General features: G+C 63.5%; 14 protein-coding genes. 10 read left to right on the top strand and 4 right to left on the bottom strand.

From position 1 onward, the window contains the following. Window positions 1-13 precede the first annotated feature (13 nt). Genes R4P64_RS32495 through tsaD form a run of 7 tightly spaced genes read left to right on the top strand, consistent with a single transcriptional unit; the run spans window position 14 to window position 6461 of the window. Entirely contained in the window at window positions 14-1453 is a 1440-nt protein-coding gene (locus R4P64_RS32495; protein WP_317824273.1) for an NAD(P)H-hydrate dehydratase, read from the top strand. 55 nt (window positions 1454-1508) lie between these two features. Next, a complete protein-coding gene (gene alr / locus R4P64_RS32500; protein WP_317824275.1) occupies window positions 1509-2714 on the top strand; it encodes an alanine racemase in 1206 nt (401 codons plus the stop codon). Beyond that, window positions 2711-3766: an alpha/beta fold hydrolase gene (locus tag R4P64_RS32505; protein WP_080711578.1), complete on the top strand. Its 1056-nt coding sequence runs from the start codon at window positions 2711-2713 to the stop codon at window positions 3764-3766. Before alr ends, R4P64_RS32505 begins: the two co-directional genes overlap by 4 nt. After that, window positions 3756-4238 carry a tRNA (adenosine(37)-N6)-threonylcarbamoyltransferase complex ATPase subunit type 1 TsaE gene (gene tsaE / locus R4P64_RS32510; RefSeq protein WP_033231339.1) on the top strand — a complete coding sequence of 161 codons (483 nt, stop codon included), beginning with the start codon at window positions 3756-3758 and terminating at the stop codon, window positions 4236-4238. Before R4P64_RS32505 ends, tsaE begins: the two co-directional genes overlap by 11 nt. A gap of 53 nt (window positions 4239-4291) precedes the next feature. Then, a complete protein-coding gene (gene tsaB, locus R4P64_RS32515; RefSeq protein WP_317824279.1) occupies window positions 4292-4939 on the top strand; it encodes a tRNA (adenosine(37)-N6)-threonylcarbamoyltransferase complex dimerization subunit type 1 TsaB in 648 nt (215 codons plus the stop codon). Continuing rightward, window positions 4936-5427 carry a ribosomal protein S18-alanine N-acetyltransferase gene (gene rimI, locus R4P64_RS32520; RefSeq protein WP_033231337.1) on the top strand — a complete coding sequence of 164 codons (492 nt, stop codon included), beginning with the start codon at window positions 4936-4938 and terminating at the stop codon, window positions 5425-5427. Before tsaB ends, rimI begins: the two co-directional genes overlap by 4 nt. Further along, window positions 5424-6461, top strand: a complete 1038-nt coding sequence (gene tsaD, locus R4P64_RS32525; protein ID WP_033231336.1) for a tRNA (adenosine(37)-N6)-threonylcarbamoyltransferase complex transferase subunit TsaD — start codon at window positions 5424-5426, stop codon at window positions 6459-6461. Before rimI ends, tsaD begins: the two co-directional genes overlap by 4 nt. A 1-nt stretch (window position 6462) precedes the next feature. On the opposite strand, the gene R4P64_RS32530 is transcribed toward tsaD, so the two are convergent. Beyond that, window positions 6463-7992 carry an Hsp70 family protein gene (locus R4P64_RS32530; protein ID WP_317824280.1) on the bottom strand — a complete coding sequence of 510 codons (1530 nt, stop codon included), beginning with the start codon at window positions 7990-7992 and terminating at the stop codon, window positions 6463-6465. A gap of 159 nt (window positions 7993-8151) precedes the next feature. Between R4P64_RS32530 and R4P64_RS32535 the strand changes: the two genes are divergently transcribed. Next, window positions 8152-8718 carry a potassium channel family protein gene (locus R4P64_RS32535; protein ID WP_033231335.1) on the top strand — a complete coding sequence of 189 codons (567 nt, stop codon included), beginning with the start codon at window positions 8152-8154 and terminating at the stop codon, window positions 8716-8718. Here the strand turns inward: R4P64_RS32535 and R4P64_RS32540 are convergent. Further along, complete coding sequence (locus tag R4P64_RS32540; protein ID WP_033231538.1) at window positions 8708-10426, bottom strand: TIGR03767 family metallophosphoesterase; 1719 nt, start codon at window positions 10424-10426, stop codon at window positions 8708-8710. The genes R4P64_RS32535 and R4P64_RS32540 overlap by 11 nt on opposite strands. A gap of 227 nt (window positions 10427-10653) precedes the next feature. On the opposite strand from R4P64_RS32540, the gene groES reads away from it, so the two are divergent. Both groES and groL read left to right on the top strand, forming a co-directional pair. Continuing rightward, entirely contained in the window at window positions 10654-10953 is a 300-nt protein-coding gene (gene groES, locus R4P64_RS32545; protein ID WP_003940763.1) for a co-chaperone GroES, read from the top strand. An 86-nt stretch (window positions 10954-11039) separates the two neighbouring features. Continuing rightward, window positions 11040-12650 (top strand): chaperonin GroEL, encoded by a 1611-nt coding sequence (groL, locus tag R4P64_RS32550; RefSeq protein WP_317824281.1) that lies wholly within the window; start codon window positions 11040-11042, stop codon window positions 12648-12650. Window positions 12651-12715: 65 nt separating this feature from the next. Here the strand turns inward: groL and R4P64_RS32555 are convergent, their stop codons facing one another. Both R4P64_RS32555 and R4P64_RS32560 read right to left on the bottom strand, forming a co-directional pair. Beyond that, on the bottom strand, window positions 12716-13453 hold the full coding sequence (locus R4P64_RS32555) for an anti-sigma factor (protein WP_317824282.1): 738 nt from the start codon (window positions 13451-13453) through the stop codon (window positions 12716-12718). Window position 13454: 1 nt separating this feature from the next. Further along, window positions 13455-14159 carry a sigma-70 family RNA polymerase sigma factor gene (locus R4P64_RS32560; protein WP_033231332.1) on the bottom strand — a complete coding sequence of 235 codons (705 nt, stop codon included), beginning with the start codon at window positions 14157-14159 and terminating at the stop codon, window positions 13455-13457. Window positions 14160-14310: the final 151 nt, after the last annotated feature.

Consider the following 14310-nt stretch of genomic DNA (forward strand, 5'->3'; position numbering starts at 1 on the left):
GAAGGGTTCCGGCATGCGCGGGTACTACACGGCAGATCAGGTTCGCGAAGCGGAGGCGCCGCTGCTGGTGTCGTTGCCCGACGGTGTGTTGATGCGCCGGGCCGCGTACGGACTCGCTCGGGTTGTTGCCGACGAATTGCGTTTGTACACAGGATTACTCGCTTCGAGGTCGGTGACTCTGCTGGTCGGCAGTGGCGACAACGGCGGTGACGCGCTCTGGGCCGGAGCGTTCTTACGTAAGCGCGGAGTTGCTGTGCGTGCGGTCCTACTCGACCCGGAGCGCGCGCACCGGCGGGGCCTCGAGGCTTTCCGCCGAGCGGGTGGGCGTGTCGAGCCCGACCTCGGTACACCGGATCTGGTGGTCGACGGGATTGTCGGAATTTCGGGTCGCGGTTCGTTGCGCCGCGCGGCAGCCGCTCTGGTGGAGCGGGTCCGCTGCCCGATCGTGGCGGTGGATCTTCCCAGCGGTGTGGACGCAAACACCGGGGGCGTCGACGGGCCTGCGGTGACAGCTGCGGTGACGGTGACATTCGGCGCGCTCAAACCTGTGCATGTGTTGGCACCGCAGCGGTGCGGTCGGGTGGAGCTGATCGACATCGGTCTGGATCTCGGTGAGCCGGATTTCCGCTCCCTCGATCCGGCGGAAGTGGGTGCGCGCTGGCCGGTTCCGGGCCCGAGTGACGACAAGTATTCGCAGGGCGTCGTTGGGGTGATTGCGGGAAGTGCGCAGTATCCGGGGGCTGGTGTGTTGTGTACGGGGGCAGCGGTCACGGCGACGTCGGGGCTGGTGCGTTACGCGGGGCACGGCGCGGCGGAGGTGCTTTCACGCTTCCCCGAGGTGATCGCAAGCGCGGCCTTCGAAGACGCGGGGCGCGTTCAGGCGTGGGTGGTTGGTCCGGGTATGGGAACCGATGCCGACGCGGCGGCGTTGCTTGCATCTGTTCTTGCGACGGATGTCCCGGTCCTGGTCGATGCGGACGGGTTGAGCTTGCTGGCCGAGAATCTTGATCTGGCACGTCGACGCACCGCACCGACGCTTCTGACTCCGCACGCGGGTGAGTTCGCACGATTGGCGGGCACCGAGGTGGGGCCTGATCGGGTCGGTGCCGCGCGCGCTTTGGCATCGGATCTCGGTGCGACGGTGCTCCTCAAGGGTCATACGACAGTGATCGCTGATGGCGGCGGACAGGTGTTGGTCAATGATGCGGGTGGCTCGTGGGCGTCGACCGCCGGATCGGGTGACGTTTTGTCCGGTGTGATCGGGGCGCTGCTCGCTGCCGGGCTTGCACCACTCGACGCTGCGGCCGTGGGAGCCAGAACACACTCTCTTGCCGCGAACTTGGCGGCCGCAGGCGGCCACGCCGACGTTGCCGGTGCACCGATCTCGGCATCGCCGCTGCTCGGGAGTGTGCGTGACGCAGTAAGAGTGTTGCGCAGCGTCGCGCGGAATTAAGTGATGTCAAACCCGAATTGATGTCGGAATTCGCGAGAGTGGCAGGATTGACGCCATGAAGCTTGCCGAAGGAAGAGCCCCGAAAGACCCAGAAGAAGGGGAGTCGGCAAGCGTCGCGGCAACAGGAGGTCCGCAGACCGAGGCGGTCGTGGACCTCGATGCCATCGCCCACAACGTGCGGGTTCTTCGTGAGTTCGCCGGTGACGCGGCACTGATGGCAGTCATCAAAGCTGACGGGTACAACCACGGTGCCGTTGCTGTTGCGCGCACTGCACTCTCCGCCGGTGCCCGCGAACTCGGTGTCACCACGATCGGCGAGGCCTTGGTCCTGCGGGCAGCGGGGATCACCGCTCCGGTACTGGCGTGGCTGCATGGCGTCGATGCCGATTTTGCCGCCGCCATCTCCGCTGACGTTGAAATCGGGGTGTCGTCTCCGCGGCACCTGGCCGCGGTGGTGACCGCCGCGCGGGATCTCGGACGAACTGCCACGGTGACGTTGAAGGTCGACACCGGACTCAATCGCAACGGCGTCTCGCAGACGGACTGGCCGCAGATGCTGGAGGACCTCGTCGCGGCGCGAAACGAGGGCACGATCCGGTTGCGCGGAGTGTTTTCGCACCTGGCGCATTCGGACGAACCGCACCACGACGTCATCGACCACCAGAAGCAACGTCTGATCGACGCTGTCGCCGACGTCCGGGCCCAAGGATTCGAACCCGAGGTTGTGCACCTTTCCAACTCAGCGGCAACGGTAACCCGTCCTGACCTGCGATTTGACATGGTTCGGCCGGGAATTGCGATATACGGATTGTCGCCCGTACCAGAGATGGGCGATTTCGGTCTTCGACCGGCAATGACGTTGCGAGCGAAGGTGATTCTGGTGAAGAAGGTGGCCGCCGGTGAGGGGGTTTCCTACGGACACCTCTGGACCGCGCCGCGCGACACCACCCTGGCACTGCTCCCCGTCGGCTATGCCGACGGGCTTCCGCGCTCGTTGAGCGGGCGTTTCGAGGTCCAACTCGGCGGTAAGCGTCGTCAAGCCGTCGGACGGATCTGCATGGACCAGGTGATGGTCGACCTCGGACCAGATGGTGACGGTGTGCGCGAGGGCGACACCGCCATCTTCTTCGGCAACGGAGATCAGGGCGAACCCAACGCGCAAGCCTGGGCGGAAGTGCTGGACACCATTCACTACGAGATCGTGACCGGCCTGCGCGGGCGAACCGAACGTACGTACATCGGCGGGGAGGGTATCTCGTGAAGACTGCAGGACGAATGAGCATCCTCGGTGGGCTCCTCAGTGCGATTGCACTCGGTTCCATGGCCGGCGTCAACGCGTTGAAGACGGCCACTCGGCCAGGTCGAGAGATCTACGCAGACGAAGACTTCGACCTGATGACGCGGGACCGCGCGAGCGTTGTACGCACCGACGACGGGGTTGATCTGGCAGTCCGCGAAGTCGGGCCGGACGACGCTCCACTGACGGTTGTCTTTGTGCACGGATATTGTCTGAGCGCGTTTTCCTGGCATTTTCAGCGTCGTCAGCTTGCCGAGCGGTGGGGTGACGACGTTCGGATGGTGTTCTACGACCAGCGCGGGCACGGTGATTCGGGCATGCCCCGCGCAAAGAGTTGTACGGTCTCGCAACTCGGCCGTGATCTGGCGTCGGTCATCGAAGCCAAGGTGCCGATCGGTCCGGTTGTGCTTGTCGGTCATTCGATGGGCGGCATGACAGTGCTCGCGCTTGCCGGTCAGCGACCGGAATGGTTCGCCGGTGGCCGAGTTGTCGGTGTCGGGTTGGTATCGACCACCGCAGCGGGTCTCGCCGAAACCGGACTCACTCGCAATCTGCAGAATCCGATCATCGACGGTTTCCGTCTGGCTGTGCGGACGTCCCCGGGCGTCGTACAGCATGCCCGTGGCGCTGCGCGCGTGCTCATCACACCGATCCTGCGGGCCGCGTCGTACGGCACGGACGTGAGCCCTCGACTGCACGAGCTGTCGGACGGGATGCTCGATCGCACGTCGGTTGTCACCATCGTCAATTTTCTGCGGACCCTCGAATTGCATGACGAGAGTGGGTCTCTGCCCGTCCTCGCGCACACTCCGGCTGTCGTGATCTGCGGCGATCAGGACATGATGATTCCGTTTGCCAGCTCGCAACTGCTGGCGGATGCGTTGCCGGAGTCCGACCTGGTGCGAATTCGCGGCGGCGGTCACCTGATCCAGCTGGAGTTCCCGGCTATCGTCACGGATGCGATCGAGAGTCTTGTCTCACGTACACATAGTCAAGTGAGGTCCGATGTCGGCTGAAACCCTCCCTGAATCAGGAACCGTCACTCTGGAGACGACGGAAGACACGGAGGCATTCGGTCGCAGGCTGGCGGCCGGACTTGTCGCCGGTGACCTCGTGGTTCTCGACGGTCCCCTCGGCGCCGGAAAAACGGCACTGACCCGCGGTATCGGTGCGGGCCTCGGCGTGCAGGGACGCGTGACGTCACCGACATTTGTCATCGCGCGCGAGCATCGCCCCGGTATTCGCGCCGACGGCGGAACACCCGTCGGGATGATTCACGTCGACGCGTATCGCCTCGGCGACAGCGGGCCGCACGCTCTTGACGAGCTCGACGCCCTGGACCTCGATACCGACCTCACCGATGCGGTGGTCGTGGTGGAGTGGGGCGGCGACGTCGTGGAACGCCTTGTCGAGCGTCACTTGCGGGTGCAGCTTCACCGTGAACCCGAGTCGGATGTCCGGACGGCCAGTTGGGCATGGACGTCGTGACACTGCTCCCACCGTTGAAAGTAGTTCTTCACGTGCGAGTACCCTGAGTTATCGTGCTTGTTCTCGCGATTGATACCTCCACGCCGGCCGTCACCGCCGGAGTTGTCTCACTCTCGCCTCTCGGTGAGGTTTCGACGCTCGCCGTTCGGGTGACAGTGAACCCCCGCGCACATGCCGAGGTGCTCACCCCGCATGTTCTCGAATGCCTCGCAGAGGCGTCGATCACGCCGGCAGACCTGGGCGCCGTGGTGGTGGGCGTGGGACCTGGTCCGTACACCGGCCTGCGGGTGGGGATGGCGACCGGCGCCGCGTTCGGTGACGCGCTCAGTGTCCCGGTCTACGGTGTGTGCAGCCTCGACGCCATTGCCGCGGCAGTGCAGACGCCAGGCAACCTGCTTGTCGTGACCGATGCACGTCGACGTGAAATCTATTGGGCTCGTTACGATGAGGGCGTTCGAGTGGAAGGCCCCGCAGTGAATTCGCCGGGCGACGTTGACGCGTCGCCGTCGACGATTGTTGCCGGATCTGCTTCGCACGTAGACCTTTTCGATCTCCGGGTCGAGCCTGTGGAGACGCCGTCTCCAGCCGGTTTGGTCACTGTTGCAGCGCAAGACATTCTGGCCGGTTCGATTCCGGAACCGCTCGAGCCGCTGTATCTACGCCGCCCGGACGCCAAGACCTTGGCGGAACGCGGCAAATGAGTTACACCATCACGTCGATGACGGTCGACGACGCCGAGCGGTGTGCCGAGTTGGAACGTGCCCTCTTTGCGGGGGACGGGCCGTGGACCGCTCAGGCTTTTGTCTCCGAGCTGGCCGGCTCGCACAATCACTACTTCGTGGCTCGTGAGCCCGACGGTCGTGTTCTGGGGTACGCCGGAGTTGCATTGTTGGGCGCGCCGCCCAACATCGAAGCCGAAGTGCACACCATCGGAACGGATCCGGGTGCGCAGCGCCGCGGTATCGGCGGGGCTTTGCTCGATGCGCTCTTGGCTCTCGCGGACGACCGGGGAGCAGACGTGTTCCTGGAAGTGCGCACCGACAACGAACCGGCAATCGCTCTGTATCGGCGTGAGGGATTCGAGATCGTCGGAACCCGAAAGAAGTACTACCAGCCCAGCGGGGCAGATGCGTTCACGATGCGGCGGCCCGCCGTAGGTGTTCGCAAGAATGAGGAGCAGCAAGCATGATCGTCATGGGTGTCGAAAGCTCGTGCGACGAAACAGGAGTCGGCATCGTTCGTTGGAACGGTGACGGAACCTGTGATTTGTTGGCGGACGAAGTGGCGTCGAGTGTGGATCAGCACGCCCGGTACGGCGGAGTGGTGCCTGAGGTTGCGTCGCGCGCTCATCTCGAGGCAATCGTCCCGACCATGCGGCGTGCTCTCGCGGCGGCCGGTATCGAGAAGCCCGACGCTCTGGCCGTGACGATCGGACCCGGCCTGGCGGGCGCCCTGTTGGTGGGTGTGGCGGCAGCCAAAGCCTATGCGGCAGCGTGGAACATCCCGTTCTATGCGGTCAATCACCTCGGTGGCCACGTGTCGGTCGACACGCTAGAGCACGGACCGTTGCCGTCGTGCGTGGCCCTTCTGGTCTCCGGTGGGCACACGCATTTGCTGCACGTCGAGGATCTCGGAAAGCCGATCGTCGAACTCGGAACTACCGTCGACGACGCTGCCGGTGAAGCATTCGACAAGGTTGCGAGGCTTCTCGGTCTCGGGTTCCCCGGTGGACCGGCCTTGGACGCGGCTGCGCAGGAAGGTGATCCGAACGCGATCCCGTTCCCGCGTGGCATGACGGGCCCGCGCGACTCGCGCCACGACTTCTCCTTCTCCGGGCTCAAGACGTCCGTTGCTCGCTATGTGGAGTCGAAACAGCGTGCGGAAGAAGCGTTTTCGATTCCGGATATCGCAGCGTCGTTCCAAGAGGCGGTGGCCGACGTCCTGACGATGAAGGCGGTTCGTGCCGCCAAGGATGTCGGCGTCGACACCGTGGTGCTCGGCGGAGGAGCAACCGCGAACTCTCGCATTCGTAGCCTCGCCGAGCAGCGGTGCGCCGAGTCCGGTCTCACGCTGCGTATCCCGAAGCCGAGGTTGTGTACCGACAACGGAGTGATGATCGCTTCGCTGGCCGCGCACCTGATCGGTGCCGGAGCCGGGCCGTCGGAATTGAGTGTTGCAACCGATCCGGGATTGTCCGTCTCGATCAGCCAAGTTCTGCGCTAGGTCAGCCGACCGGTACAGGCAGGTGAGCGGTGGGGGTCGGCGCCGCGTTCTCCGTCGTCGGCTCGGGTGATGCGGACTCTGTGGGAGTCTCGGCGGTGGTTTCGGTGGAACCGGAACCACCGTTTCCGCCTTCGCCCGGAGCCAGTTCCGAAGGCCCACTCGGAATCTGTGGCAGGTTCTCCGGCCACCACGACGGTGTATCCGGCAGCGTGATGCCGGGAAGTGTCGGCCGGGCCGGGATGGTGGTCGTGGTTGTCGGCGGAAGAGTTGTCGGCGGAACGGTTGTCGTCGGTGTGGACGTGTCCGACGGCGGCGCGGGCGACAACGTGAACTGATGTGTCTCGTACGGCTGTGTTCCGTACGGCTGCGTTCCGTACGGCTGTGCCCGGTACGGGACTGTTGTGTGGACAACCGTGGGCACGGGGTCATGTGACGGGATGACTGTGGAACCGGTGCTCGGAACGACGTCGGTTGTGGTGTGCGTTGTGGTCGATCCGGTGCCGGCCGGCGAAATCGGCGTGTTGTCGGTCGGGACGACTTCCTTGGCGGCATAACCCAATACGAGTCCACCGACGACTAGCGCGCCGATCAGCGCGCCCGACGCTTTGGCGGCCGGACGGATGCGCTCGGAAGTTTCCGAGCCTGCTAACGGGTAACGCAACGACGTCGCGGAATCTGCAAGTAGTGCAGCACCTTTGGCTGCTGCTGCTTCGGGCTCGTCGAATTCGACTGTCGGGACTCGTGCGGCGTCGGCGATTGCCGCACGCACAGTGGGGATATGCGCGCCGCCGCCGATGAGGACAATGGCCTCGACGGTGTGTGGTGCCGCGCTCAGGACGCTGCGGATCAGCGTGAGCGCGCGCTCGACATCCGCGGCGATGATGTCCTCGAACTCGACCCGGGTGATCGTGATGGGCCCACGTGGCAGGTCGATCGTGACGCTGCGAGTGGTGGAGAGTTGTTCCTTGGCGACGTGGCAGCGCGACATCAGTAGTTCGGTGTCGGTGTGTCGGCCGAGTGGATGAGGGTACTTGTCGGTGACAAACGCGACGAGGGCTGCGTCGATGCCTGCGCCGGCAAGAGCGTCGCTGCGTTCGGAGATGAGGATCTCGCCGCTGTGATCGACCACGGACACGCTCAGGCCGCTATCGCCGAGGTCTATCTGCGCGGTGGCGCCGTAGCGTGCAGTCTTGCCTGTTTCTGCGAGATAGGCGTGCACCGCGGCCGGTTCGGGAATGAGCCGAACGCGGTTCGGCGACTTCGCGAGCGAGGATCGGATGCTCGCGAGCTGTTGGTCGGTCGAGTATGTGACCCCGATCGACCGAGGGGCAGCGGCGCGATCGGACACCTGCGTGGTCATCAGCTTGATCGACGCGCGGACCAAGTCTCCGACGTTGGTGTTGACCTGATCGGCGGAGACGAATCGTGTTTCGGCAGGCAAACTACCGGGTGTGGCTTCTGCGGAATCGGTATCGACGAGCGCGGAGTAGACGCCCGACGAACCCGTCGACATTCCCAGTGATGAACCCATCTTGCACCCCCTCGCAGGTGTTTCTGTGACCGCATATCGGTCGCCGTTACATGAACGTTACAGAACGATCGGCACGATTGCTCGGCGGTTTTCTGTGAGGAGGAGAACTTTTCGTACCGAAACGGTGGTTTTACCAGCAGGATTGCCGAATATTGAATTATGCGGAAAAAAGTCGAATCCCGGCAGATGGATACGCGTCAACGCCGTCGATTGATCGCGGGGGCGATACTGCGGCCGGTGCTGACCGTCGTCGCGTTGGGTTGTGCGTATTTCCTGTTGCCGTGGACCGACGCGCATACCGTCAGCGCCTTTGCTCTGTTGGTCGCAGGCGGTGTCGCGGTACTGGGTGTCGCTGCCTGGCAGATCAAGCGAATCCTGAATTCGGATGTGCCGGCGTTGCAGGCCGTCGAGGCGGCATCTGTCGTGGTGCCGACGTATCTTCTGATCGTCTCGATGACCTATTTTGCTGTCGCAGGGGCCGACCCGACAAGTTTCACTGAACCGTTGTCGAGGATGGGTGCGCTCTATTTCTCGCTGTCCGTGTTCTCGACCGTCGGGTTCGGGGACATCGCCGCAAAAACTGATCTGGCCAGGGCATTGGTGTCGCTTCAGATCGTCTGCAACCTGGTGCTGATCGGCTTTGGCGTCCGCTTTGTTATTGCTGCCGTGTCCTGGTCCAAGGAACACAGGACACGGCAGACGAAGCCAGGTGACGCTAGCGAATGACGGGAACCAGCAACTCGACGTTCTGATCGACACCGGCGCCGGTCAGCTTGGGATCGCGGTGAATGTCGTTGAAGGACAGTTCGCGGTACAGCGATGCCAGGCCCTCTGGCGATTTGTCACTGTGATCGACCGAGTACGGACTCTCGGCTTCGAAGAGCGTCGCGAGCAGCGAGACGGTGCCGTCGCCGTTGTCCGCGATTTCGATGATCCGGCCGAGCTGCGGGAAGTCGATGTGCGAAGCGGTGTTGATCTCCCAGAACCCCTGTTCCGGCGTGACACCGGGCCACGGGGTGATCTTGTTCTCGTGTGTGTGGCCGTTGACCCAGGCAAGAACGTTGGGGAAGCGGTGCAACAGCTCGAGAAGCTGCGAACCGCGGAAGCGCGGCTCGAGGATGTTCTCGGGGTCGGGGATGAGATTGTCCATCGTGTCGCTCGTGTGGTGGCTGAACAGCACGAAGTAGGTGTCGTCGCGGGACTGCGTGATCTTGGACCCGGCGGCGTCGAAGAACGTGCTGCTGCCGGCCCGAAGGGTGTCTTCGATCCAGCGGAACTGCGCTGCGCCAAGGGAGCCGTCGACAAAGCCGGCACGGTTGGTGGAGTCCATGCTGATTCCGACGACGCCGGGAGCGATCTCGAAGGAGTAGTAACCGATGCCGGTGTGATCGGCGTCCGGTGCAAATCCGTGACCAACCGGACCCGGACCGGTATGCGCCGGATCGAGGTGCGCGGCGATGAACTGCTTCGGCGTGAAGGGAGCACGGGCCGGGTCGGGGGTGACCTGGCGCGGGGGCGTCGTGAAGGCGGACAGAATTCCCGGAATGGCGCTCGGATCGAACTTGGTGGCGATGTCGATCTGCTTGGCCTGTTCCGGTGAGCCGGGAACCTCGAACTTGAGCGATCCGGTGTACATGGCTTCTAGCGGCGGGATGCCACTGGGAACGGTGCCGGACACCGAATCGTCGTGGTTGCCGAACACGCAGTACCAGGGAGTGTTCAGGCCAGGGCTCGAGACAGGGGTAAAGGCGGCTCCGAAGAAATTGGGAATCTCGGGGAAGCCCGCCTTCTTGTACATGTCGAGCATCGGCGATTCCGGGTTCCAGTACAGATCGGCCCCGGAGTTCTGGACACCTTCGTAGCGGTCCTTCGCGCCGGTGTTCGCAACGATCGTGCCGCCGTTGAGTGCGGTCAGGAACCAGTCGAGTTCGGCGTGTTCCTTGTTGTCCGTGTTGTCGCCGGTGGTGACAACTGCGTCGAACGGTCGTGCCGTGTGCGGACCGCATCCGATGGAATTGACGCTTCGGACAAGCGAAATCAGGCCGTGCGCAGTCAGCGTTTCCTGAGGACGGAAAGCGGAACCGGTGATCTGGTGGACGTATTCGAAGCGCATCGGCGACTGCGCGTCGAGGATGTGGACGTCGGTCAACTGCACGATCGATGCCAATGCGGTGCGTCGGTCTTCGCGGCCGGACTTGGGTTCCGCGAGTTCGCCGCGCACGATGTTTGCCCAGCCAGGACCGGCTCCGAGTTTGCGGTAGCCGCTGCTGCCGATCGGCGTCGCGACTGCGTCGAGTGTGGTGCCCGCGCCCGACGTGGGCAGGGGAGCGGCGCCGGCATATTGCAGTCCCCACGGCTTGGCGCTCAGACCTACGGCGCCCACGGCGCCGAGTCCGGCAAAGGTCAGGAAACTACGGCGGTTGATGTTCGTCACGAATGAACAATAGGTGAACAAATTGGACGTGGGTCTGATTTCGCTGAGGACGAAGAGAAAAAACCCGCCCAGTCCTTGAGGGTTGGCACTCTCACGTATAGAGTGCCAATTGGCGCTGATCGAGTTCCGGCACCCGCGACGACGGGACTGCAGTGACGCGCCGTAAACGTCAAACCCAATCGCGTCTCGAGCAACCCTCGGGCGCACATACCCATGGAGGGCTCATCGTGGCGAGCGTCAACATCAAGCCGCTCGAGGACAAGATCCTCGTCCAGGCCAACGAGGCTGAAACGACGACGGCTTCCGGCCTGGTCATTCCTGACACAGCCAAGGAAAAGCCCCAGGAGGGCACCGTCGTTGCAGTCGGCGAAGGCCGCGTCAACGAGCAGGGCAACCGCATCCCGGTCGACGTCAAGGAGGGTGACACGGTCATCTACTCCAAGTACGGCGGAACCGAGATCAAGTACGCCGGCCAGGAGTACCTGATTCTGTCGGCACGCGACGTGCTGGCTGTCGTCTCCAAGTAAGACACACGTGATCCGCCCCGGAGTCCACACAGGATCCCGGGGCGGAATGCGTTCACGCCCCGAAGATTCAGGAGCTGACAGAACAGATGTCCAAGCAAATTGCGTTCAACGAGACCGCGCGGCGTGCTCTCGAAGCAGGCGTCGACAAGCTCGCCGACGCCGTCAAGGTGACCTTGGGCCCGCGTGGACGCCACGTCGTGCTCGCCAAGGCATTCGGCGGCCCCACCGTCACTAACGACGGTGTGAGCATCGCCCGTGAGATCGATCTCGAAGATCCCTTCGAGAACCTCGGCGCACAGCTCGTCAAGAGTGTCGCCACCAAGACCAACGATGTTGCCGGCGACGGCACCACCACCGCTACGGTTCTCGCTCAGGCGATCGTGCGCGGCGGACTCAAGAACATTGCCGCGGGCGCAAACCCGATGGCACTCGGCGTCGGAATCAACGCTGCCGCAGACAAGGTCGTCGAGGCGCTCATCGCCGCAGCAACTCCGGTCGAGGGCAAGAAGTCCATCGCTCAGGTTGCCACCGTCTCCTCGCGTGACGAGGAAATCGGCGAAATGGTCGGCGAAGCACTCACCCGTGTCGGCACCGACGGCGTTGTCACGGTCGAGGAATCCTCCACCGTTGCAACCGAACTCGTTGTCACCGAAGGTGTTCAGTTCGACAAGGGCTACCTCTCGCCCTACTTCGTCACCGACATCGATTCGCAGAAGGCCGTCTACGAAGACGCGCTGATCCTGCTCTTCCGCGAGAAGATCAGCTCACTGCCCGACTTCCTGCCGCTGCTCGAGAAGGTTGCCGAATCCGGCAAGCCGCTCTTGATCATCGCCGAGGACGTCGAGGGTGAAGTTCTCTCCACTCTGGTGGTCAACTCGATCCGCAAGACGATCAAGGCTGTCGCCGTGAAGGCACCGTTCTTCGGTGACCGTCGCAAGGCGTTCCTCGACGATCTTGCCGTTGTCACCGCAGGCACCGTCATCAACACCGACGTCGGACTCTCCCTCAAGGAAGCCGGACTCGACCTGCTCGGCAGCGCACGCCGCGTTGTCGTCACCAAGGACGAGACCGTCATCGTCGACGGCGCAGGCACGGCAGACGACATCGCGGCCCGCGTTGCGCAGCTGCGTCGCGAGATCGAGAACACCGATTCCGACTGGGATCGCGAGAAGCTCGAAGAGCGTCTGGCGAAGCTGTCCGGCGGAGTTGCGGTCATCAAGGTCGGCGCAGCCACCGAGACCGATCTCAAGGAACGTAAGTTCCGCGTCGAAGATGCCGTCAACGCAGCCAAGGCTGCTGTTGCCGAGGGCATCGTCCCCGGCGGTGGATCGGCACTCGTTCAGGCCGGCGTCGAACTCGCCGACAACCTCGGCTTCACCGGTGACGAAGCTACCGGCGTCGCAGTGGTTCGCGCAGCACTCAACGCTCCGCTGTTCTGGATCGCATCCAACGCCGGCATCGACGGTTCCGTCGTTGTCAGCAAGGTTGCGGATCTCCCCAAGGGCCATGGCTTCAACGCCGCGACCCTGACGTACGGCGACCTGCTCGCCGACGGCGTCATCGACCCCGTCAAGGTCACCCGCTCGGCAGTGGTCAACGCCGCTTCCGTTGCTCGGATGATCCTGACCACCGAGAGCGCCGTTGTCGAGAAGCCGACCGAAGAAGTAGCTGACACCGGACACGGTCACAGCCACTAGGTTTCACGCACGAAAAGCGATCCCCCACCGAAAGTTGGTGGGGGATCGCTTTTTTCGTTTTCTGCTCAGACCAGCGGAATGATGGCGAACGGATCGCCCGTCGGCTGAGTCGATCCACCAGGAGGCTCGATCGTAAATGCCAGCTTGGTGTTGGGACCGATATTGTCCAGTACAACCTGAGTGGTCGGCTTGACGTCGGCAGGTGCCATGGTGCCCTTCGGAGTCATGGTGCTACCGTCCGGCGAGACCAGCCACATCTGATAAACCTGGTCCGGGCTCGGGGGAGTCACACCGTTCATCGTCAACACCGCGGCATCCTCGGACGGCGAAAACGCCGTTGTCGCGGTGCCGCCGCCGGGTACGTCCAGCGTGGTCGAGTGCATGTCGGGCGCGGCCATGATCTCGGAAACGGTGGTCGGCGACGGAGTGTTGTCGGTGATCTGGACGCCGATTCCGATACCCCCGGCCACGATAACCATGGCCGCTGCAGCGGCTAGTGCGATGGTCCATGGGCGTCGACGCTTGCGATGACTGGCAAGGGAGACCGGCGGAACCACTTCCGGGGATTGTGGTGTCTCGGCAATAGCGTCGAGTAGGCGAGCGCGGATCATCGGCGGAGGTTCGACTGCGTCGACGATGCTCAGAGCAGCCATCGTCTCCGCTGCGAGCCGGACCTGAGATTCGAATTCCGCTCGGGTGGCAGCGTCAGTGCCTTCCAGGAGAACGTCGACAGCCCGACGCTCATCGGGGTCGAGGGCATCGATCGCGTAGGGGTGTGCCCAGCCGATCAGCTCTTCGTCCATCTCAGTTCACCCCCAGACATCTGCGTAGCCGGAGTAGTCCGTCGCGGATTCGTGACTTTATCGTGGGTATCGCCACGCCGAGGTCTTCGGCTACTTCGCGGTACGTTCGCCCGCCGTAGTACGCCAATGTCAAAGCTTCTCGCTGGGTCGCCGTCACCGATTCCAAACAGTCGGTGACGGCGCGATGTTCGTCTTTGCGAGTGACTTCTTCGCTGACGACGTCGAATTCGGGAGTCGAATTCGTGGTGTCGTACAGGGCCTGTCGATCCGTACTCGACTGTTCCGACCGCACCCGGTCGACGGCTCGTCGGTGAGCAAGAGTGAGTAGCCACGATAAGGCCGACCCGCGAACCGGATCGAAGGTGTCCACCGTTTTCCAGGCCTGGAGATATACCTCTTGGACAGTTTCTTCGGAGAAACCCGGATCGCGAAGGACCCGGAGAACCATCCCGTGCACGCGTGAACTGGTCCGGTCGTAGAACTCGGCGAATGCCGATTGATCGCCCCGAGCGACATTCTCGAGGATCAGCGCGAGTTCGCGGGATTCCGTGATCCGGGCGGTGCGCGCTGCAGAATTGTCGGTCGGACAAGCGTCGGTGTGCTCTGGGGCCTCGTTCGGTTCACTCACGTCGCGTGGCTCACCCGAGCTGAGTAATCCCGCCCCGAAGGTTCGTGTTGTTTCATCGACTACAACCGTAGCGTGCATGTCCGGTTCTTTTCTGTTGGCCCGCCGCTACTGCTGTGGGGCCTTGTTAAAACCCCCCCGGTGCAAAACCCCCCACCCCCCGGGGGGTCAGGCGCCCCAAAACACCAACCAAGACGTATAACGTTGGGGTGTGGGGGTTGTCGCCCCCACC

It is taken from the genome of Rhodococcus sp. IEGM 1366 (assembly GCF_033142425.1).
Classification (GTDB): domain Bacteria; phylum Actinomycetota; class Actinomycetes; order Mycobacteriales; family Mycobacteriaceae; genus Rhodococcus_F; species Rhodococcus_F globerula.